Here is a 21,987-nt window from a genome sequence, read left to right as displayed (position 1 = left end):
TTACTCGCCCTGACGGGCTGGAGCATCCAGTTCGAAAGCCGTGTGCAGGGCGCGCACGGCCAGTTCCAGGTATTTCTCTTCGATCACGACGGAAACCTTGATTTCCGAAGTCGAGATCATCTGGATGTTGATGCTTTCCTTCGCCAGGGATTCGAACATGCGGCTGGCCACGCCTGCGTGGGAACGCATGCCGACGCCGACGATCGAGACCTTGGCAATCTTGGTGTCGCCGACGACTTCACGGGCACCGATCTCGCGAGCGGTGTTTTCCAGCACGGTCTGCGCGGACTGGTAGTCGTTGCGGTGCACGGTGAAGGTGAAGTCGGTGGTGTTATCGTGCGCGACGTTCTGCACGATCATGTCGACTTCGATGTTCGCGGCACTGATCGGGCCGAGAATCTTGAACGCCACGCCCGGGGTGTCTGGCACGCCACGGATGGTCAGCTTGGCTTCATCGCGGTTGAAAGCGATGCCGGAAATGATCGGCTGTTCCATGGTTTCCTCTTCATCAATAGTAATGAGGGTGCCCGGACCCTCCTTGAAGCTGTGCAGTACGCGCAGCGGAACGTTGTACTTGCCGGCGAACTCCACGGCACGGATCTGCAGCACCTTGGAACCGAGGCTGGCCATTTCCAGCATCTCTTCGAAGGTGATCTTGTCCAGACGCTGAGCAACCGATACCACACGCGGGTCAGTGGTGTAGACACCGTCGACGTCGGTGTAGATCTGGCACTCGTCAGCCTTCAACGCAGCGGCCAGCGCCACGCCGGTGGTGTCGGAACCACCACGACCCAGGGTCGTGATGTTGCCGTGCTCGTCGACGCCCTGGAAACCGGCGACCACAACCACACGGCCAGCCTTCAGGTCACCACGAATCTTCTGGTCATCAATCTGCAAGATACGCGCTTTATTGTGCGCACTGTCCGTCAGGATCCGCACCTGGTTGCCGGTGTACGACACCGCCGGCACACCGCGCTTGATCAGCGCCATGGCCAACAGGGCGATCGTCACCTGCTCACCGGTGGAGACAATCACGTCCAGTTCACGCGGAACCGGTTGATCTTCGCCACTGATTTGCTTGGCCAGATCGATCAGACGGTTGGTTTCGCCGCTCATTGCAGACAGCACAACCACCAGGTCATCGCCGGCATCGCGGAATTTCTTAACCTTGTCGGCGACCTGCTCGATTCTCTCGACAGTGCCGACCGAGGTGCCTCCAAATTTCTGTACGATCAAAGCCATTTCAAAGCCGCCTCTGCCCATGAAGGGCGCCCAATAATCACTCGAACAGCCGCCGGGCCCGCCACTAGACTGCGGGCCCGACAGACCGTCTTATAAACCCTGCTCGACGAATGGAACGGTCAGCGCCAGTGCGCTATCCAGTGCGCCGGCGTCGACACCGCCGCCCTGCGCCATGTCCGGACGACCACCGCCCTTCCCGCCCACTGCCGCAGCAGCCTGTTTCATCAAATCACCGGCTTTGAGTTGGCCAGTCAGGTCCTTGGTCACGCCTGCAACCAGTACGACCTTTTCCTCATGGACACTGCCGAGCAGGATCACTGCGCGGCCGAGTTTGTTTTTCAGCTGATCGACCAGCGCCAGCAGCGCCTTGCCGTCCTGACCATCCAGACGCACGGCCAGAACCTTCACGCCTTTGACGTCCACAGCCGAAGCCGACAGATCGTCGCCGGCGGCAGCAGCGGCCTTGGCCTGCAACTGCTCGAGCTGCTTCTCCAGCGCGCGGTTGCGCTCCAGTACAGCCGACAGCTTGTCGATCAGGTTTTCGCGGCTGCCCTTGACCAGGCTGGCCGCTTCCTTGAGTTGTTCTTCAGCAGCGTTCAAGTAAGCCAGCGCCGCAGCGCCGGTGACCGCTTCGATACGACGCACACCCGATGCCACACCGCCTTCGCTGATGATTTTCAGCAGGCCGATGTCGCCGGTACGGTTGGCGTGGATACCGCCACACAGCTCGACGGAGAAATCGCCGCCCATACTCAGCACGCGCACGTTGTCGCCGTACTTCTCGCCGAACAGCGCCATGGCGCCTTTCTGCTTGGCGGTTTCGATGTCGGTTTCTTCGGTTTCAACGGCGGAGTTCTTGCGAATCTCGGCGTTGACGATGTCTTCCAGGGCTTTCAGTTGCTCCGGCTTGATCGCTTCAAAGTGACTGAAGTCGAAACGCAGGCGCTGACTGTCGACCAGCGAGCCTTTCTGTTGAACGTGATCGCCCAGCACCTTGCGCAACGCAGCGTGCAGCAAGTGCGTGGCCGAGTGGTTCAGCGAGGTGGCGTGACGCACGTCGGCTTCGACGTGGGTTTCCACCGGTGCGCCAACAATCAGGCTGCCCGACGCCAGCACGCCGTGGTGCAGGAATGCGCCGCCGGTCTTGGTGGTGTCGCGCACGTCGAAACGGCTGTTGCCGGCCTGCAGATAACCGCAATCGCCAACCTGACCACCGGACTCGGCGTAGAACGGCGTCTGGTTCAAGACCACAACGCCTTCCTGCCCTTCACTCAAGACGTCCACGGACTGGCCATCTTTATAGAGAGCAACGACTTTCGCCGAACCGCTGGTGGCGTGGTAACCGGTGAATTCGGTATCGACATCAACCTTGACCAGGCTGTTGTAGTCCAGGCCGAAGGAGCTGGCGGAACGTGCACGGACGCGCTGGGCTTCCATTTCACGCTCGAAACCGGCTTCGTCGATGGTCAGGCTGCGCTCGCGGGCGATGTCCGCGGTCAGATCCATCGGGAAACCGTAGGTATCGTAGAGCTTGAACACTACGTCGCCCGGAACCACGTCGCCCTTGAGCTCGGCCAGATCCTGCTCGAGGATCTTCAGGCCCTGCTCCAGGGTCTTGGCGAATTGCTCTTCTTCGGCTTTCAGTACGCGTTCGATGTGCGCCTGCTGGGATTTCAGCTCTGGGAAGGCTTCACCCATCTCTGCCACGAGAGCGGCAACGATCTGGTAGAAGAAGCTGCCCTTGGCGCCCAGCTTGTTGCCGTGACGGCAGGCGCGACGAATGATCCGGCGCAGTACGTAGCCACGACCTTCGTTGGACGGCAGCACGCCGTCAGCAATCAGGAAGCCGCAGGAACGGATGTGGTCAGCCACGACTTTCAGGGACGCCTGGTTATCGTTGCTGCAACCGATGGCCTTGGCCGAAGCGGCCAGCAGGCTCTGGAAAAGGTCGATTTCATAGTTCGAGTGAACGTGCTGCAGCACGGCACTGATCCGCTCCAGGCCCATGCCGGTGTCCACCGACGGCGCTGGCAGCGGGTGCAACACGCCATCGGCGGTGCGGTTGAACTGCATGAACACGTTGTTCCAGATTTCGATGTAACGGTCACCGTCCTCTTCCGGCGAGCCCGGTGGGCCACCCCAGATGTCGGCGCCGTGATCGTAGAAAATCTCGGTGCAAGGACCGCACGGGCCGGTATCGCCCATGGTCCAGAAGTTGTCGGAGGCGTAAGGCGCGCCCTTGTTGTCGCCGATGCGCACCATGCGCTCGGCCGGCACACCGACTTCCTTGGTCCAGATGTCGTAGGCCTCGTCATCGCTGGCGTAGACAGTGACCCACAGCTTTTCCTTCGGCAGGTTCAGCCACTTCTCGGAGGTCAGGAAGTTCCAGGCGTAGGTGATGGCATCACGCTTGAAGTAATCGCCGAAGCTGAAGTTACCCAGCATTTCGAAGAAGGTGTGGTGACGGGCGGTGTAACCGACGTTTTCCAGGTCGTTGTGCTTGCCGCCGGCGCGCACGCATTTCTGGCTGGAGACGGCGCGGGTGTACGCGCGCTTTTCCTGGCCCAGGAAGCAGTCCTTGAACTGGTTCATCCCCGCGTTGGTGAACAGCAGGGTTGGGTCGTTGCCCGGAATCAAAGAGCTGGAGGCTACACGGGTGTGGCCTTGCTCTTCGAAGAAGCGAAGGAAGGCTTCACGGATTTCTGCGCTTTTCATTAGGTTCTTCCACGGAGGCTGCGGCCAAAGGCCTGTACGAAACGTCAACAGACGAAACGACGGCAAAGGGCCGCATTATATCGGCCCTGCGCGCGGGGTACAGCGTGTTTATACGATAGAAACGGTCAATTGAGGGGCTAACGCTGTCACTTGCGCGAAAACTCGACGAATGTCGCGATCACTTGCTCGATTTGCGAGCGATTGACGTCCATGTGCGTGACCATCCGCAGACGGGCGGCAGCGCTCAGTTTGATCCCGCGCTCGGCGGCAAACGCCTTGATCGCTTCGGCACGGTCACCCATCTGCACGTAAACCATGTTGGTCTGCACCGGTTCGACGGTGAAACCGGCCTTGCGCAGGCCTTCGGCCAGGATTTGCGCGTTGGCATGGTCATCCGCCAGACGCTCGACGTTGTGATCCAGCGCATACAACCCCGCCGCCGCCAGCAATCCGGCCTGACGCATGCCACCGCCGACCATTTTGCGCAGGCGCCGCGCCTTGCCGATCAACTCGGCCGAACCGCAAAGCACCGAACCGACAGGCGCGCCGAGGCCTTTGGACAGGCACACCGATACCGAATCGAAGTGCTGCGTGATTTCCCGGGCATCAACCCCGAGCTTGACGGCGGCGTTGTACAGACGCGCACCGTCCAGGTGCAGCTGCAGGCCATTGTCTCGAGTGAACTGACGCGCCAGGACCAGATACTCCATCGGCAACACCTTGCCCTGCATGGTGTTTTCCAGTGCCAGCAGGCGGGTGCGGGCGAAGTGGAAGTCGTCAGGTTTGATCGCCGCTGCCACCTGATCCAGGTCCAGCGAACCATCGGTCTGCACTTCCAGCGGCTGCGGCTGGATCGAGCCGAGCACTGCTGCGCCGCCGCCCTCGTACTTATAGGTGTGCGCCTGTTGGCCGACGATGTACTCGTCACCGCGCTCGCAATGGGCCATCAAGCCCAGCAGGTTGCTCATGGTGCCGGTCGGGACGAACAGCGCGGCGGCAAAACCCAGCCGTTTTGCCAGTTCTGTTTCCAGACGATTGACCGTCGGATCTTCGCCATACACATCATCACCGGTGGCCGCCGCGGTCATCGCGTCGAGCATGGCGGGAGTCGGTTGGGTGACGGTGTCGCTGCGAAGATCGATAACGCTCATGAACCTGGCCTCTGGTCAGCAGGGGAAATCCCTTTTCGTAGAGGAATTACTGCGGGCATGGCGCGGATTAATCAACCCTCGCGCAAGGAAAAGTCGTTTCCACGCTTCGAAAAATCCGATGGCAATCATCACAAAGGCGCAATGCACAGCCCGCCGATCTGTGTTAAAAACGCTGCGCCGCCCGATAAAGGGCGGCGAAACGTTCTCAGGGCGGGGTGCAATTCCCCACCGGCGGTAATTGCGCGCAATGCGCATAGCCCGCGAGCGCTTGGTGACGGACACGGCAAAACACCGTGAACGACGGCAAGGTCAGCAGACCCGGTGTGATTCCGGGGCCGACGGTCACAGTCCGGATGAAGAGAGAACGGGATTAACGCCAAAGGGCCGTCCGCCGTGTTCGCGCGAGCGTGCGTACCCTTGAATCCCTTTCGATTCATAACGCCCTGTTTTTCACACAAACAGGAGTCAGAACATGCAACCTACCGCTATCGACAGCAAAAGCAAACACCCTCACGGCGAGCGCGTCGCGTTCATCCAGGCCTGCTGGCACAAGGAAATCGTCGACCAGAGCCGTAAGGGCTTCCTCGCCGAAATGATCGCCCAGGGTTATCAGGAATCGGACATCGATTTCTTCGAAGTCGGCGGCGCCTTTGAAATGCCCCTGCACGCCAAGCTGCTGGCCAAGACCGGTCGCTATGCCGGCATCGTCGCCGCCGCACTGGTGGTGGACGGCGGGATCTACCGTCACGAATTCGTTGCCCAGTCGGTGGTCAGCGGCCTGATGCAGGTTCAACTGGAAACCGAAGTGCCGGTGTTCTCGGTGTCGCTGACCCCGCACCACTTCCATGCCGGCGAAGAACACCAGAAGTTCTTCTTCGAGCATTTCGTGCACAAGGGTCAGGAAGCGGCGAAGACTTGCGCGGATACGCTGCAGAAAGTGCGTGCGTTGCGCCGCACCGAGCCGCGTGCTGTAGCGGTCTGATGCAATAACGATCTCCCCCGCGCGCTGCGTGGGGGAGATTCAGTTTCAGGCGAGATTTTCGTCAGTGGTCGGCACGATCAGAATGCCTGCCCGCAGGCCGTTCTTGACCTTGGGGTTGGGGAAGATGATCCGCGCGCCCTGCTCTTCGATGATCCAGCGGGTATTGGCCAGGTCTTCGGCCAGCACATAACCCACATCCAGCTCCGAAAAGTTTTCGATGTCCGCCGGCAGGTTCAGGCGGAACGAGTCGCTGTGTTTGATGATTTCCCGCGCCACGCTGAACAGTTGCAGACCGTCCAGGCCCTGCTCGGCCATCTCCGGCTCGGTACCTTCGATGATCTGCTTCAGACGGGTTTCCAGCAGCGACACATTGACCCCGGCGTTCTGCCCGAACGGCCGCGCCTTGCCCAGTTCCAGCGTGAAGGACTCGGCACCGAGCTTGTCGTAGGTGTAGGAACTGAAGACGATCGACGGTTTATTCTGCAACAGCACCGCTTCCATGCCGGCAGCGCGCAGGCGGGCCAGTTCAAGGCGGGAATGCTGACGACCTTCCTTCCACGGATACAACGCAAACTGTTCGATCTTCGAACCGCGAATCGCCGTGTGCAGGTCATAGTGCAGTCGCTGACGATCCGGCACGCTGAAGAAGCTCGCGGCCAGACGTTCCAGCTCGCAGGCGCGCAGGGCTTCGGAGCCGCTGCTTTGTTCGTGACGGCCGTTGAACAGCCGATTGACGTCCTGCTCGATGAAACGCTCGCCCTTGCGAATCGCTTCCGGGTTGCCGAACAGGAACAGAATGCGTGCGCGCGGCTTCAGGTCGCCGCGGGCGATGTCATGCAGCAGCCGGTCGAGCAATTCGATCGGTGCCGTTTCGTTGCCGTGGATGCCTGCCGACAGCAGCAGGTCCAGGCCATTGTCGCGCGCCTCGGGTGGCCGGACTTCCAGCGCACCCTCGCTCAGCCAGCGCATGCGCACGCCTTCGACAGTCAGTTGAGTCTTCTCCGCCGGTTCGCGGCCGGCGAGGGTCAGTTCAAGCAGTTTGCCGAGGGCGAGCATAGAGCGGTTTCCTTAGTGGTCGTGGTTGCAATCCGGGCCGTGCACGTGGCCGTCATCGTCGCCGAGGTCAGCCGGTTCCATCTCCAGTTGCAGACTTACCAGATTAGTCGCCAATGGGCGCAGCAGCAGGTTGGCGTACTCTTCGTCACCCTCCTCGACGTCCACGCCGATCAGCAGCTGGCCGCGGCCGTCCTGCTGGATCCACAGCTCTTTGCCTTGCCACATGACCGCGACGCGGGTGCAGGACGTTTGCAGTTGCGTGCCGTCGGTGTCTTCAAGGATCAGCTGCAGGGAATCGCTCATGTTTTACGCTCTCTTGGGGAGATGGAACCGTGCGCCGCGACGAAGCGGCGCACCGGTCATCAATTGATCTGGAATGGATAAACCGCGCCCAGTTTAAGGATTTGCGTCAGTTCATCCAGTGCCGTCCGGCATTCAAGCAGCAATTGCGGATCCGCCAGATCGCTTTCGCTCAGACGGTCGCGATAGTGCTTTTCAACCCATGCGGTCAACGAACCGTACAACGGGGCGGTCATGATAACCCCTGGGTTGACGGCCGCCAGTTCGGTTTCGTTGAGCGCGACGCGCAGACGCAGGCAAGCCGGGCCACCGCCGTTCTGCATGCTTTGCTTGAGATCGAAGACTTTCACCTCTCGGATCAGGCCGCCGGAACTGGTCAGGCCTTGCAGGTAGTTCCACACGCGCTCGTTGCCACGGCACTCTTCCGGCACGATCAGCAACATCGAACCATCAGGACGCGACAGCAACTGGCTGTTGAACAGGTAGGAACGCACCGCGTCGTCCACGGTAACCGCCGAACGCGGCACGCAGACCGACTGGAACTTGCCGCCGACCTTGGCCAGTTTGGCTTGCAGTTCGGCCAGCATGTTCTCGGTGTCGAGGAACGCGTCCTCGTGATAGAACAGCACCTCGCCGTTGCCCACTGCGATCACGTCGTTGTGGAAAACGCCCTGGTCGATCACCGCCGGATTCTGTTGCGCGTAGACCACGCCGTCATCACGCAGACCGTGCAGACGGGCGACCGCTTGCGAGGCTTCAAGGGTCTGACGCGCCGGGTATTTCTGCGGCGCCGGGTAACGGGTGTCGAACGCACTGCGACCGAACACGAAGAACTCGACGCCGGCCTCGCCGTACTCACGGCAGAAACGTGTGTGGTTCGCTGCGCCTTCGTCGCCGAACTGCGCGACTGCCGGCAATGCGGCGTGGTGAGCGAAGTGCTGCTGGTCGGCGAACATTGCACCCAGCACGCGGCTGGTGGTCGGGTGCTCGATGCTGCGGTGGTATTTGCAGTTCAGGTTGGCGGCGGTGAAGTGCACGCGACCGTCAGCGGTGTCGGCACTCGGGCTGACCGTGGCGGCGTTGGCCACCCACATGCTCGACGCCGAGCAACTGGCGACCAACAGCGGCATCGCGTCTTTTGCGGCTCGCTCGATTACCTGAGCGTCGGTGCCGCTGAAACCCAGACGGCGCAGAGCAGCCACGTCCGGACGCTCCTGTGGTGCGAGAACGCCTTGCTGAAAGCCCATTTCCATCAGCGCTTTCATTTTTGCCAGGCCTTGCAGCGCCGCTTCCTTCGGGTTCGAGGACTGCTGGCTGTTGCTCTGGGACGCAACGTTGCCGTAGGACAGACCACCGTAGTTATGGGTCGGCCCCACTAGACCGTCAAAATTGACTTCAAAGGATTTCATCAGCGAGGCTCCACGAGAATCTGTTGTTATAGGCATCGAGTAACAATTCAATAAGACCGAGTCGCGGCCTTCGCGAGCAAGCTCGCTCCCACAGGGATCTCATCGCCCTTGTGGGAGCGAGCTTGCTCGCGAATGGGCATCACGCCATCTTCACGCCAGGTGTCAGGGCCGCCGGCAATACCAGGCTCGGGGTTTCCAGCGAGGCCACCGGGTACGCGCAGTAATCCGCCGCGTAGTAGGCGCTGGCGCGATGGTTACCCGAAGCGCCGACACCGCCGAACGGCGCGCTGCTCGCAGCACCCGTCAGTTGCTTGTTCCAGTTGACGATACCGGCGCGGCTTTCCAGCCAGAACTGCTGGTAGCGTTCTTCGGAATCCGACAGCAGACCGGCGGCCAGACCAAACGCGGTGTCGTTGGCTTCGGCAATCGCCGCCGCGAAATCGGCGTAGCGGATCACTTGCAGCAACGGGCCGAACAATTCTTCGTCGGAGCGATCGGCAACCGCCGTCACATCAACGATGCCCGGGGTCAGCAACGCCGACCGGGCCTGTGGTTGAGTCATTGCCAGCAGCGACACAGCGCCGTTGGCCAACAGATGCGCCTGGGCATCCATCAACGCTTTCGCCGCGCCGAGGGAAACCACTGAACCCATGAACGGCGCCGGCTGCTGATCGAATGCGCCGACCTCGATGGTCGAACTGACTTCCACCAGACGCTTGAGCAGGCTGTCGCCCCACGCGCCTTGCGGCACCAGCAGACGACGTGCGCAGGTGCAACGCTGACCGGCGGAAATGAATGCCGACTGAATGATCGTGTACACCGCAGCGTCGAGGTCGGCGACCTGATCGACCACCAGCGGGTTGTTGCCACCCATTTCCAGCGCGAGGATCTTGTCCGGGCGCCCGGCGAACTGCTGGTGCAGGTGATTGCCGGTACGGCTGGAACCGGTGAAGAACAGACCGTCGATGCCCGGATTCGCCGCCAGGGCAATCCCGGTCTCCCGGGCGCCTTGCAGCAGGTTCAAGACACCAGCCGGAAGACCAGCTTCGATCCAGCACTTGACCGTCAGCTCGGCGACTTTCGGGGTCAGCTCGCTTGGCTTGAACAGCACACTGTTACCGGCCAGCAGCGCCGGCACGATGTGGCCGTTCGGCAAGTGACCAGGGAAGTTGTAAGGACCGAACACTGCCACCACACCGTGAGGCTTGTGGCGCAACACGGCGGTGGCGTCGCCCAGCGGGCCGCTCTTCTCGCCGGTACGTTCGCGGTAGCTCTGCACCGAAATCGCGATCTTGTTGACCATGCTGGTGACTTCGGTCGCGGCTTCCCACAGCGGTTTGCCGGTTTCCTCACCAATGGTGCGGGCCAGTTCGTCGGCGTGTTTTTTCAGCGCGGCGGCGAACGCTTCGAGCACGCTGATGCGCTCTTCGAGCGTGCGACGGGCCCAGCCCGGGAACGCCTGACGCGCAGCCTGCACGGCCGACTCGACCTGAGCGGCAGTGGCGCCCTCCCCCGACCACAGCACTTGCTGGGTCACCGGGTTCAGCGATTGAAAGACCTCGCCCTGACCGGCCAGCCACTCACCTGCGATGTATAGCGAATTCATTATTTCGACTCCCGGGCAGCAGACAACGCCACGGCGCGAACCTGATCGCCAGCGTTGAGTTGAAGACGTTTGGCGGTCAGCGGATCGACCACCAGGGTGCCGGCGGCCAGACGGGCCGGCGCAGCCGTGATGCGGCAGTCTTCGCGTTTGCGGTTATGGATGATGAACGGCGTGGCGTCGTCGCCCGGCGTGCCGATGGCCAGCACCAGCGCCTCGCTGTCACGCACCGCGCGGATCTTGCTGGTCTCGCACTCGATGGCTGGACCGGCATCGAAGATGTCGACGTAACCCTGGTAGCTGAAGCCTTCGCTCTTGAGCATCGCCAGCGCCGGTTCGGTGTCCGGGTGCACCTGGCCGATGACATTGCGCGCGTCCGGCGACAGGAAGCAGGTGTACAGCGGGAATTTCGGCATCAGCTCGGCGATGAATGCCTTGTTGCCGACGCCGGTCAGGTAATCGGCCTGGCTGAATTCCATCTTGAAGAAATGACGCCCCAGGCTTTCCCAGAACGGCGAACGGCCAGCTTCATCGGATACACCGCGCATTTCGGCAATGATCTTGTTGCCGAACAGTTCCGGGAATTCGGCGATGAACAGCATCCGCGCCTTGGACAGCATGCGACCGTTGAGGCCCGTGCGGTAATCAGCGTGCAGGAACAGCGAGCACAGCTCGGAGTTGCCGGTCAGGTCGTTGGCCAGGAACAGCGTCGGAATCTCGCGATAGATGTTCAACTCCTGCGAGGCGCTGACGGTCAGGCCAACGCGGAAGTTGTACCACGGTTCGCGCAGACCAACGGCGCCGGCGATGGCGGAAATCCCCACCACGCGACCGTTGTCGTCTTCGAGCACGAACAGGTAGTCCGCGTCGCCACGGCCGGCTTCACCGCGAAAGGTCTTCTCGGCCCAGCCGACCCGGTGAGTCAGGCGCTCTTCGTTGGCCGGCAAGGTGGTCAGGCCGGTGCCGGTGCTGCGGGCCAGGTCGATCAGAGCGGACAAATCGCTGCTGCGTACGGGACGAACAATCATGCTATCTCCTCAAACGGGCCGCCGTGGCCACCCGTGAAACTCGCTAAGGCGTTAAACCGCCACCAGGCGCACGCTGGCACCTTCACCGACGCCCAGGGCTTCGGCCGCTTCCAGATCCAGGGTCACCGGTTTGCCCGGTGCGTAATCCAGCTCCAGCAGTACAGCGCGGTAATCCTGCAACTGGGCATTGGCCACCAGATACTGGCGCCCGGCACCTTTGACCGGCTCACCGATCTTTACCGGCACCACGCGGCTCTGGGCGATCGAACGGATCCCCGAGACACGCGCATGCAGGGTCGGGCCGCCGTCGAAAATGTCGATGTAGTGATCGGTCTCGAAGCCTTCTCGCATCAGGATATCGAAGGTGATCTGCGCACGCGGGTGCACCTGGCCCATTGCTTCCTGAGCGGAGTCCGGCAGCAGCGGCACGTAGATCGGGTAATGCGGCATCAGTTCGGCGAGGAACGTGCGGCTTTTCAGGCCACACAGACGCTCGGCCTCGGCGTAGTTCAGGTCGAAGAAATTGCGACCGATGGCGTCCCAGAACGGCGAGTCGCCGTTCTCGTCGCTGTAACCGACGATCTCGGTCACCACCGAATCGGCAAAACGCTCCGGATGGCTGGCGACGAACAGCAGACGGCCACGGGAGTTGAGTTCGGCCCATGGCGAACCCACCAGCTCACGCTGCACGTAGAAACTGGTCAGCAAGCTGTTGCCGGTCAGGTCGTGGCATTGCGAGAGTACGTGAATCTTGTTGTGGATCTTCAGCTCGCGGGAAGCGTGCACGAAGGTCTCGTTGCGAAAGCTGTAGAACGGCTCGGAATAACCGGCCGAAGCGACGATCGCCGAGCAGCCCACCAGTTTGCCGGTGGCGGTGTCTTCGAGGACGAAGAAGTAGCTCTCTTCACCGTTGAAGCTCACTTCGGCGGCAAACGAGGCTTCGCTCGCGGCAATCTTGTCGCTCAGGCGTTCAACGTCATCCGGCAAGGAAGTGACACCAATCGGGCTGTCCGCAGCCAGACGCTGTACCTCGCCCAGATCAGCCATTTGCGCGGGGCGCATCACCAGCATGGTGTCACTCCTTTCTCTACTTCAGGTCGGCGAAAGCGCCGACTCGGGAAAAAAATGCCGGGCAGGCCCGGCACAGGAAATTTGTCCCGGCGCCTGTCGATGAAGACAGGCGCCGGGCGGTCTTGCATGAATCAGGCTTGGGTCAGTTTCGCTGCAGCACGTTCGAAGCGATCCAGACCGGCGTCGATATCCGCGTCTTCAACCACCAGGCTCGGGGCGAAACGGATCACGTCCGGGCCGGCCTGCAGAATCATCAGGCCTTCTTTTTCAGCGGCGTTGAAGATGTCCTTGGCCTTGCCTTTCCAGGCATCGCTGAGCACACAACCGATCAGCAGACCCAGACCGCGCACCTGGGTGAACAGGCCGTACTTCTCGCCGATCTGTTGCAGACGGGTCTTGAACTTGTCGTGCTTGGCGTTGACGCCGTTCAGCACCTCAGGGGTGTTGATCACGTCGATCACCGCTTCAGCCACGGCGCACGCCAGCGGGTTGCCGCCGTACGTGGTGCCGTGAGTGCCGACGACCAGGTGCTTGGCCAGCGCTTCGGTGGTCAGCATCGCGGCGATCGGGAAACCGCCGCCCAGGCTCTTGGCGCTGGTCAGGATGTCCGGAACCACGCCGAAATGCTGGTAGGCGAACAGGTTGCCGGTACGGCCCATGCCGGTCTGCACTTCGTCGAACACCAGCAGCGCGTTGTTCGCGTCGCACAGTTCACGGGCGCCTTGCAGGTAAGCCAGCTCGGCCGGCAGCACGCCGCCCTCGCCCTGGATCGGTTCCAGAACGACCGCGCAGGTCTTGTCCGAAACAGCGGCTTTCAGGGCCGCCAGATCGTTGTACGGCACGTGGGTGATGCCGGTGATTTTCGGGCCGAAACCGTCGGAGTACTTCGACTGGCCACCGACGTTCACGGTGAACAGGGTACGGCCGTGGAAGCTGTTGAGCGCGGCGATGATTTCGTATTTCTCGGTGCCGAAACGGTCGAACGCGACGCGACGGGCCAGCTTGAAGGCAGCCTCGTTGGCTTCGGCGCCGGAGTTGCAGAAGAACACGCGCTCGGCAAAGGTGGCGTCGATCAGCTTGTGCGCCAGACGCAGGGCCGGCTCGTTGGTGAACACGTTGGACACGTGCCACAGTTTGTTCGCCTGCTCGGTCAAGGCACCGACCAGCGCCGGATGCGCGTGGCCCAATACGTTGACGGCGATGCCGCCGGCAAAGTCGATCAGCTCGCGGCCGGCCTGATCCCAGACGCGGGAACCGGCGCCACGCACCGGAATGAAAGCGGCAGGCGCGTAGTTGGGAACCATAACCTGGTCGAAATCGGCGCGTTGTACCGCAGCGTGCTCAACGGACATCGGAGTCTCCTGATGAGGGCCACCCGCCTGAAACTGGCGAGCGATGGGGGGATTGTAAGGACAGTTTTGTGCCCGGCCTTGTCGCCAAGCGACAACTTCTTATAGCGCAAACCCCGGATTTTCCCGGGTTTACGGCAATGCGACATATAGCGTCGCAAAGGCGCAGTTTAAACCGTCGCCGACAATTGCAGCAGGCCCACGAGCATATCAATAGGCATGTGCCGGTCTGTCATACATATGTACCGCATCCACTGCCGAGATCTCTGGTTTGCTGACGGTTTCCCGACGTACATGGACAGACTCGATGCAGGCATCCACCGGACAGATTGCAGCTCACACAGCGCTCAATCCCCCCGAGCACTACGAACCTCTCAGAAACGCTTTCCCGGAATGGCTCGGCAAAGCCTCGGGCGTGCGCCGCCAGGCCCTGAAACACAATCGCCGCAGGCTCACCGACAACCTCAAGAAAGCACCAAAAACGCAGCATGCGGAATTGAGAGCCCTCATCGCTCAACGCATGAGCATGCAAAACACCGTCGACCGGACGCTTGAGCATCTGCAGGACGCCGGCGCCTATGCCGAGCCGATCCTGACCCAGGCGCTGAAGAGCAGATTCAGTCTGGACGCGGATGTCAGGAACACATTCCTGCACCTTTACATCCCGGTGACAACGCCCGGATTTTCGATCACCACCGGTAGTCGTACCTGGACGGTGTCACTGCTCGATGCAGCGCTGCACAACTTCGAAGAAGACGAAACCAAAGCTGACGCTTACTCCACCGAGTCGACCTTCACTACCAGGCCATCACCGTCAGGTCAGTTCGAAACCCTGCCGCAGATAAAGACACGCCTGAGCATCGCGGCGTTTACCCGCCTGTGCCGGGAACTGGACATCGGCGGCCGCTACAAAACGTATCTTGAAGAAAACCTGGGTATCGGCGAGCCCGTCACCAGCGCTGCGCTGCGTCAACGCATCAGCGCCAGTGAAAAGATCGCCATCCAGACCGCCTTGCAGATGGCGCAAATGAATGGCGATGTCAGCGAGTTATACGCACGCCTGATTGGCGGTTTGCTCGACGACTTGCAAGGCATGCGAGTCAATGGCCAGGCGCTGCTTTGCCATGACCTGAGCATGATGTCGTCGAAGCTGACCGGTATCGTTCTTTTCGCGCCGGATCTGCAGCAGGCACGCACCCCGGTCAGGGTGGTGGCCTATGTGCCGGACGACCCCGAACATCCGCTCAAGGAGTACGCCTCGACTGTAGACATGATGCGCGAGCTGACACGTCAACTGCGCAACCCGGAGTATCAGAAATTCTTCAGCCGCTTCGTGGCCCATGACCAGCGCGGGTACTTTTTCGCCGACCTCGGGCAACGCCTGAGTCGGGTGAAATGGCACCCTTCGGCACCCGGCAACTCATTGCCCGCCTGGCGCGACACGCCCGTCGACAACCCCAATCTGCAATTTTCCACCACGCCCATCGAGGGTCCGCTGCTGGATCAGCTTTATCAACGAAAGTTGAACAAGATCCTCAATGACGCGGCGACGATCGCTGTCCCGACCGCCACGGTCGACCGCAACGCCCGCTGGGCGACATGGGACGCCTTCACCCGGATTGCCTCTTCGATTCTTGAAATCGCCTCGTTCGTGCTGATGCCCTTCGTCCCCTTTCTGGGCGAAATGATGATGGCGTACATGGCCTATCAGTTTCTCGACGAAGTGTTCGAAGGGGTCGTCGACTGGGCCGAGGGGCTGAGCACAGAAGTTGCCGAGCACATGTTCGGCGCACTGGAGTCGCTGATCCAGCTCGGGGCCTTCGGCATCGGTGGTGCCATCGCCGTCGAGGAGCTGCCGAAAATCCTGCCTGCGGAGTTCATTGCACTGATCGACCGCTTCCAGCCCGTGAAACTGCGCAATGGCAAGACGCTGTACTGGAAACCGGATCTGCAGCCGTACGCACGCCAGATTCAACCACCCAAGGGGTTCGGCCCCGACCCACAAGGACTGCATTTGTACCAAGGGAAAAGGCTGCTCCCCATCGACCAAAGTCATTACGAAGTCAGCGCTCATGAGCATCCCGGAAAACTGTACATCGAGCATCCGACCCGTACGGACGCCTACCGCCCCATCGTGCGCCATAACGGCGATGGCGCCTTTTACACCGAGCTTGAACGACCACTCGAGTGGGACACCGCGACGGCATTGCAACGCATCGGCCATAGCGTTGAAGCGTTTTCACCCGCCAAACGCGAGCGGATCCTCAAGGTCAGCGGTTATCCGGAAGATGCACTGCGCAAAATGCACGTCAACCAGGAACGCCTGCCGCCGTTGCTGGCCGACAGCATCCAGCGCTTTCGGATCGATCAGGACCTGCAGGACTTCATTGACCAGATCGCCAGCGACAGACCCGAGAAATATCTGAATGTCGATCCACTGATCCAGCTCGAGCTTCTCAAGGGACAGAATCTGTGGCCGGCCAACAAAAGGCTGCGATTCATCAACGAGCAAGGTGAAATCGCATGGCAATCCACGACCGATCAATCGCTTCCTCTGACAGAGCTCCGCCAGGACAGCCTTGCCGAGGGTGACCTGCTCAAGACATTGATCCAGACCCTCGACGAACCGGAAATCAACACATTGCTGGGCGAGGCGTTCGGCGAGCGGTACGCCCTCGGTGCGCGCACCCGCACGCTCAGAGCCATGCTTGCGCAGCTCGCCCGACAACAGCGCCCTTCGCTTTTCGCGGCACGCTATCAGGCGCTGCAACAGAGCGTTGATCCCTTGGCCAGGCATGTGGCTGTGCATGCACCGCAACTGCCCATCAGAATCACCGAAGAACTGCTGAGTACGGCGACCGGTTCAGAGCTGAGGGAGATCCGCTGGGGACGCTGGCCCGAACGGCAGCAAGCCCTGACAGATCAGGCCAGGCACGAGCTGCGCATTACCCGTGCCTACGAGGGGCTTGAACTGGACTCGGTGCACAATCCCGATTCCGACACCCTCGCCCTGCACAGTCTTCAACAGTTGCCCGGTTGGCCAGCAGACATACATCTTGAAGTCCGCGCCCAATCCCGTGAAGGCCAGCTACTCGACAGCACCGGCCCTGTCGAAGCGCCCGTACGTAAAGTGCTGGTCCGCAAATCCGATGGGCTCTGGCAGCCACATGACGAACAGGGACTGGAACTGCTGGGGACCACCGACTTCTACACGGCTGTCCTGCAAGCGTTGCCGGACGCGCAACGGCAAGCCTTGAACCTGCAGATCGGCGAAGGCGCAAAGCTCAGGCAAGCCATCCGCGACAATCCGCTCCCCCGCACCGAACTGCGGCTGGCAATCTTGCCCGATCCTGCCCCGGCACCTGCCGTGGATGCCTTGCGATTGCTGGGTGCCGATGGTTACTCACGCAATACACCACCAGCCCTGCAAGCACCTCGCACGCTGGATAACCGGATCAGACAGATCTACCCGAGAATGTCCGAGACCGATCGGCTCGCCATGGCCCGGCGTCTTGAAAACCACCCGGGCGGAGCAATCGCCGAGCTGTCCCGGCTTCAGCTTGAATATGCACAACTCGATAGCGACCTCAATCATTGGATGTTCGACCTCCCGGATATCAACCCGGCAAACGGCACCCTGATATCGGACGACCAGCGGATGTCGGCCATCCGCGATCGCCAGATGTTCGCCCACGCGCTGCGCAATTGTTGGCGCAGAGAGATGCGCGGGCTCAATGGTTACGAAATGCGCTTTTCGCAGTCGATCGTGGGCGATCTGCCCACCCTGACTGCTGACTTCGGCCACATCGTCGAGCTGGAGCTGATTGGCGACAACGAGCCTGGCGCCGTGAATACCTTTCTCGAGTGCTTTCCGGGGCTGATACGCCTGGATCTGCTCGATTTCGACCTGCACAATCTGCCGCAGCGCATGACGAACCTCCCGCAACTGCAACAGCTGACGCTGCACAATTGCGGTGTCGTCCTGACACCGGGAAACCAGTCGCTGCTGTCGTCACTCAACGGGTTGACCGCACTGAATCTGGAACACAATCCGCTGAGCACGACGTTCGATTTCAGCGTTTTGCCAAACCTGACTCACTTGAATCTTTCCAGCACTGGAATCTCCGAAGTCCCGCCGGGACTTCTGAACCATCCTCGCCTCATCAGCGTGTGGCTTAGCGACAATCAGATCAGCACGCTCCCCGATCCTTTTTTCCAGCGACCTGCCGCTTCTACCGCCGGATACGATTTTTTCGGCAATCCACTTTCCAGTGCGACCCGGGAAAAAGTGAAGATCTATTACAACCGGACCGGCAGCGATCTGGGAGTTCGCCCCGAGCAAACGGAAATAAGCCGGACAAAGGCACTGTTTACCGATCTCAATGACCGCCAAGCCAGCGAACTGATCTACAGCCTGCCAGGCTCGCTGGTGCAAGGCCGACTTCAACTGGAGCGATGGGAAAGTGAAATCACCCGGCTGACCGCCGACCTGGCGACATGGGCGCGGAACACGCCGAATCGCAATCCATCCACAGGGGAGATGCTGACACCCCAGGAACATTCCAGTCAGTTTTACGAGCGGGAAATATTTGCCGGAAGGATTGAACGACTATGGCGCCACCGCTCGACCTCACACCCGCTGACAAGAGCGGACGTACTCTCGGCGCAAGCCACGTTCATCGGCGACATGCCCGTGCTGACGGCAGATTTCAACCACATCACAACGCTATCCCTGAACGGAAACAAACAGATAAATGCCACCTCTGCCTTCCTCCGAAGTTTCCCCCGATTGAAGCACCTGATCCTGCATGACTTTGCACTGGATCAACTGCCACAGACACTCAGCGCCTTGCCCATGCTTGAGACGTTGCTGCTCAAAAATTGCGGTGTGCGGCTCACTGGCGAGCTACAGATCGCACTGGCGTCCATGCGCGAACTTGAATCGCTCGAATTGCCGGATAACCCGCTGGACAACACACCCGATGTCGGCAGCCTGACCGAACTGACCTACCTCGATATCTCCCACACCGGCATCAGGCATGCGCCGGCCGGCCTGTCCGGGCACCCGAAACTGCGAACGGCCATCGTCAGCGACAACCGGATCAGCGAGCTACCCGAGGCCTTGTTTGAAATGCCCGCGCCGGCCAGCGAAGGGTTCGATTTCTCCGGCAATCCATTGACCGCCGATACTCGTGAAAGGATCAAACGTCACTCCAGGGAAACCGGTGTGGATTTCGCGGTACTCGCCGAGCAGCCAGACATCGAAGCCACCCAAGCCCTGTTTCCCGCTCTGGATATCGAAGAGGCCAGCGATGTGTTTTATGGCTTACCCGGCGACCTGGAGCATGGACGCGGTCAACTCAGGCACTGGAAAGCGGAATTCGAGCAACTCACCGCCGATCTGGCGCAATGGAAAATGGCGATCCCCCAGACGCATCCTGCCACCCAACGCCCATTCACTTCTTCGGAGTTCCTCGCAGAACATTCAGCCAGAACAACCTTTGCCGAACGACTGCAGGCTCTATGGCGTGCCCGATTACCGGAAAACCCCAGGCAACGGGGCGACTCATTGGTCGCCAACCTGGCGTTCAGCGGGCAACTGCCAAGGCTGACAACCGACTTCGGCCACATCCGCAGCATTTCACTCACGGGCAATCCGGCACTGAGCGATCTTGACGGGTTTCTTCAGCCTTTCTCCACTCTGCATCATCTGGAACTGCGAGATTTCAGTCTTGGGCAAAACCCGCTTTCAGCCCTGCACATTCCCTCTCTGGAAAGACTGATTCTGGAAAACTGCGGCTTGACGTTTACCCCACAAAGCCACGCGACCCTGTCATCACTTGACGCCCTTCAGTACCTGAATCTGAACCGAAATCCACTGGGGCAATCGCCCAACCTCAAAACGCTACCGGCACTGCTTCAACTGCATATGGTCGACAGCAGTATTTCGAGCCTGCCCGACGGCCTGTTCGACCACCCCCGCCTGCTCGCAGCCTTTTTCGATCGCAACCAGATCCGTGAACTGCCCGACATCCTCTTCGAAGTCGACACCCGTCCGCCCAGACAGCTCAGCCTTGCCGACAACCCGCTCTCACCCGCCATGCTTGAGCGAATCAAGCGTTGTTACCGGCAGTTCAGGTTGAGCTTTGGCGTTGCGATGCCTCGGGAAGACATCGAGCGAGTCCGCGAGCTGTTCCCGTCCCTGGACGATAATGACGCCAATCGAGTGCTGTTTCTGCTGGAGGGAAACATCGATAACGGCCGGTTGCAGATCGAGCGCTGGGAGGCCGAATTGCAGCAGCTGGAGCAAGACTTGGAACAATGGGTAACCGATATTCCGGAACGCTATCCGGCCAGTGGCCTTGTACTGACCGAAAGCGACCGCGCCGCAGAGTTCGCCAGCCGTACGACATTTCGCCTGGAACTGGAGTCGTTCTGGAGCCAGAGGTCTGCGGAAAACCCGGAATCAAGAGCTGCAATCCTCAACCTGGACCCGGGATTCATCGGCGAGCTGCCGGCATTGAGCGCAGACTTCGCGCACGTCACGGCACTGTCGATCATCGGCGATCACCAGTTACGGGTGGGCACGGAGTTCCTGCACGGCTTCACCGGTCTCGATTCGCTTGAGCTGGGTAACCTGGCACTGTCAGAGATTCCGCAGGCGCTGACCGGAATGCCGGACCTGCGACAACTGGCTCTGAGTCACTGCAAAATCGTGCTGGATGACGAAGGCAGCGCCGCGCTGCATTCGCTGAAGCAACTGGTCCGGCTCGACCTCTACAGCAATCCCCTGGGCCGTTCGCCCGACGTCCGCAGGCTGCCGTCTCTGGAGTTTCTCGACCTTTCGAACACCGGAATTTCCAGTCTTCCTCCAGGTTTGCTGGAGGCACCAGGACTGGAAACGGTGATCCTCAGTGGCAACCATCTCACCGAGCTCCCCCCGGAACTCTTCGAGCTGCCCGCCTCTGTCACCAACGGCTTTGACTTCGGCAGCAATCCGCTGAACGCGCCCACCCGGGAGCGCATCAAGACCTACTATCGCGAGACCGGGGAAAACCTCGGTGTACTGGCCGAACCGACAGACATCGCACGCACCCGGACACTCTATCCGGCGCTGGACGATGAACAGGCCAGCACGCTCATCTATCAACTTGAAGGTTCTCTGACCGATGGCCGCAGAGAACTGGCCCGCCGGGAAGCGGAACTCGGCCGGTTACTGGGCGAGCTGGCCACCTGGGAAAGCGATATACCGGACCAACGCTTGCCCGGTCAGCCAATCACACCTGACGAACGCCTGACGGAGGAACAAAACAGAACGGCATTCAGCGAAGCGCTGCTGTCCTGCTGGCGCAGAATACCCGTGGAAGGCTCGGACACTGGCGATCACGATTTCACTTTCCGGCTACCGATCCTGGGCGAACTGCCGACACTGAGCGTCAGCTTCGACCATGTTTCGGACCTGCATCTGGTCAACACCCGCGATGACTCGCCACGGATCGGGCGATTTCTCGAGGCATTCCCTCAGCTCGTCAGCGTCGACATTCAAGGCTATGAACTGACCGGTATCCCCGAGGCCATCTTCCGGATGAAGCGGCTCAACACCCTGAGCCTGCCAGCGTGTGACCTCACCCTGTCCCCTCGGGACGTTGCAGGACTGGCGAGCCTGGACAGCCTCGACCTGCTGCACCTGCATGACAATCCACTCGGGCTGACACCCGACCTCAGCAACCTGCAAGGGCTTACCGATCTGGATCTGAGCACCACCGGCATTCGCGAAATCCCGAAGGGCGTACTCGGTAACTACAACTGGTTGGAGCTGGATCTGTCAGGCAATGAAATCCGTGAAATGCCGGACGAACTGATGGAGGTGCCTGCCTATGTTGCGGATCGTTACGACCTGCGCGGCAATCCCTTCTCCGCTCAGGCCATGCAGCGAATCCGGGCTTACTACCAGGAAACAGGCCTGACGCTGAACGTTGACGGCGTGCTCGAACACCCACCGGTGCGCAGTCGCCCCAGTGTCGAGATCGAGGATTAACAACGTTTGAATCAACAGCGCCATGAAGCATGGCGCTGTGCTT

12 protein-coding genes and 1 riboswitch are annotated in these 21,987 nt (G+C 60.7%); of the genes, 2 read left to right on the top strand and 10 right to left on the bottom strand.

The window, feature by feature from the left end; all coding sequences use genetic code 11:
- The 3 genes from CAG02_RS14875 to ltaE form a co-directional block, all read right to left on the bottom strand.
- Positions 1-1,242, bottom strand: a complete 1,242-nt coding sequence (locus CAG02_RS14875) for an aspartate kinase (RefSeq protein WP_007951048.1) — start codon at positions 1,240-1,242, stop codon at positions 1-3.
- A gap of 90 nt (positions 1,243-1,332) precedes the next feature.
- Entirely contained in the window at positions 1,333-3,957 is a 2,625-nt protein-coding gene (gene alaS, locus CAG02_RS14870; RefSeq protein ID WP_085709726.1) for an alanine--tRNA ligase, read from the bottom strand.
- A 146-nt stretch (positions 3,958-4,103) separates the two neighbouring features.
- Entirely contained in the window at positions 4,104-5,108 is a 1,005-nt protein-coding gene (gene ltaE / locus CAG02_RS14865; protein WP_085709725.1) for a low-specificity L-threonine aldolase, read from the bottom strand.
- A 197-nt stretch (positions 5,109-5,305) separates the two neighbouring features.
- Positions 5,306-5,478, top strand: a riboswitch (FMN riboswitch).
- Between the two features lie 102 nt (positions 5,479-5,580).
- Here ltaE and CAG02_RS14860 point away from each other — a divergent pair.
- Entirely contained in the window at positions 5,581-6,090 is a 510-nt protein-coding gene (locus CAG02_RS14860; protein WP_039772077.1) for a 6,7-dimethyl-8-ribityllumazine synthase, read from the top strand.
- A 45-nt stretch (positions 6,091-6,135) separates the two neighbouring features.
- Here CAG02_RS14860 and astE read toward each other — a convergent pair whose 3' ends face one another.
- The 7 genes from astE to CAG02_RS14825 form a co-directional block, all read right to left on the bottom strand.
- Positions 6,136-7,146: a succinylglutamate desuccinylase gene (gene astE / locus CAG02_RS14855; RefSeq protein WP_085709724.1), complete on the bottom strand. Its 1,011-nt coding sequence runs from the start codon at positions 7,144-7,146 to the stop codon at positions 6,136-6,138.
- A gap of 12 nt (positions 7,147-7,158) precedes the next feature.
- Positions 7,159-7,449 carry a hypothetical protein gene (locus tag CAG02_RS14850; RefSeq protein ID WP_011335531.1) on the bottom strand — a complete coding sequence of 97 codons (291 nt, stop codon included), beginning with the start codon at positions 7,447-7,449 and terminating at the stop codon, positions 7,159-7,161.
- 59 nt (positions 7,450-7,508) lie between these two features.
- Positions 7,509-8,855, bottom strand: a complete 1,347-nt coding sequence (astB, locus tag CAG02_RS14845) for an N-succinylarginine dihydrolase (protein ID WP_085709723.1) — start codon at positions 8,853-8,855, stop codon at positions 7,509-7,511.
- Between the two features lie 139 nt (positions 8,856-8,994).
- Complete coding sequence (gene astD / locus CAG02_RS14840; RefSeq protein ID WP_170931607.1) at positions 8,995-10,464, bottom strand: succinylglutamate-semialdehyde dehydrogenase; 1,470 nt, start codon at positions 10,462-10,464, stop codon at positions 8,995-8,997.
- Entirely contained in the window at positions 10,461-11,486 is a 1,026-nt protein-coding gene (astA, locus tag CAG02_RS14835; protein WP_027612638.1) for an arginine N-succinyltransferase, read from the bottom strand. The genes astD and astA overlap by 4 nt, the downstream gene beginning before the upstream one ends.
- Before the next feature lie 51 nt (positions 11,487-11,537).
- Entirely contained in the window at positions 11,538-12,557 is a 1,020-nt protein-coding gene (aruF, locus tag CAG02_RS14830) for an arginine/ornithine succinyltransferase subunit alpha (RefSeq protein WP_025112905.1), read from the bottom strand.
- A 131-nt stretch (positions 12,558-12,688) separates the two neighbouring features.
- Entirely contained in the window at positions 12,689-13,909 is a 1,221-nt protein-coding gene (locus CAG02_RS14825; RefSeq protein WP_085709721.1) for an aspartate aminotransferase family protein, read from the bottom strand.
- A 304-nt stretch (positions 13,910-14,213) separates the two neighbouring features.
- On the opposite strand from CAG02_RS14825, the gene CAG02_RS14820 reads away from it, so the two are divergent.
- Positions 14,214-21,944, top strand: a complete 7,731-nt coding sequence (locus CAG02_RS14820; RefSeq protein ID WP_085709720.1) for a dermonecrotic toxin domain-containing protein — start codon at positions 14,214-14,216, stop codon at positions 21,942-21,944.
- The last annotated feature ends 43 nt before the right edge of the window (positions 21,945-21,987 follow it).

The sequence above is a fragment of the Pseudomonas sp. R43(2017) genome, from assembly GCF_002112345.1.
GTDB classification, from domain to species: domain Bacteria; phylum Pseudomonadota; class Gammaproteobacteria; order Pseudomonadales; family Pseudomonadaceae; genus Aquipseudomonas; species Aquipseudomonas kribbensis.
This window is presented reverse-complemented; position numbering and strand designations above follow the sequence as displayed.

Coding starts and splice junctions, on each gene's coding strand:
- CAG02_RS14825 (WP_085709721.1), bottom strand. CDS start 13,909: ATGTCCGTTGAGCACGCTGCGGTACAACGCGCCGATTTCGACCAGGTT.
- CAG02_RS14850 (WP_011335531.1), bottom strand. CDS start 7,449: ATGAGCGATTCCCTGCAGCTGATCCTTGAAGACACCGACGGCACGCAA.
- astB (WP_085709723.1), bottom strand. CDS start 8,855: ATGAAATCCTTTGAAGTCAATTTTGACGGTCTAGTGGGGCCGACCCAT.
- astE (WP_085709724.1), bottom strand. CDS start 7,146: ATGCTCGCCCTCGGCAAACTGCTTGAACTGACCCTCGCCGGCCGCGAA.
- alaS (WP_085709726.1), bottom strand. CDS start 3,957: ATGAAAAGCGCAGAAATCCGTGAAGCCTTCCTTCGCTTCTTCGAAGAG.
- aruF (WP_025112905.1), bottom strand. CDS start 12,557: ATGCTGGTGATGCGCCCCGCGCAAATGGCTGATCTGGGCGAGGTACAG.
- CAG02_RS14875 (WP_007951048.1), bottom strand. CDS start 1,242: ATGGCTTTGATCGTACAGAAATTTGGAGGCACCTCGGTCGGCACTGTC.
- ltaE (WP_085709725.1), bottom strand. CDS start 5,108: ATGAGCGTTATCGATCTTCGCAGCGACACCGTCACCCAACCGACTCCC.
- astA (WP_027612638.1), bottom strand. CDS start 11,486: ATGATTGTTCGTCCCGTACGCAGCAGCGATTTGTCCGCTCTGATCGAC.
- CAG02_RS14820 (WP_085709720.1), top strand. CDS start 14,214: ATGCAGGCATCCACCGGACAGATTGCAGCTCACACAGCGCTCAATCCC.
- CAG02_RS14860 (WP_039772077.1), top strand. CDS start 5,581: ATGCAACCTACCGCTATCGACAGCAAAAGCAAACACCCTCACGGCGAG.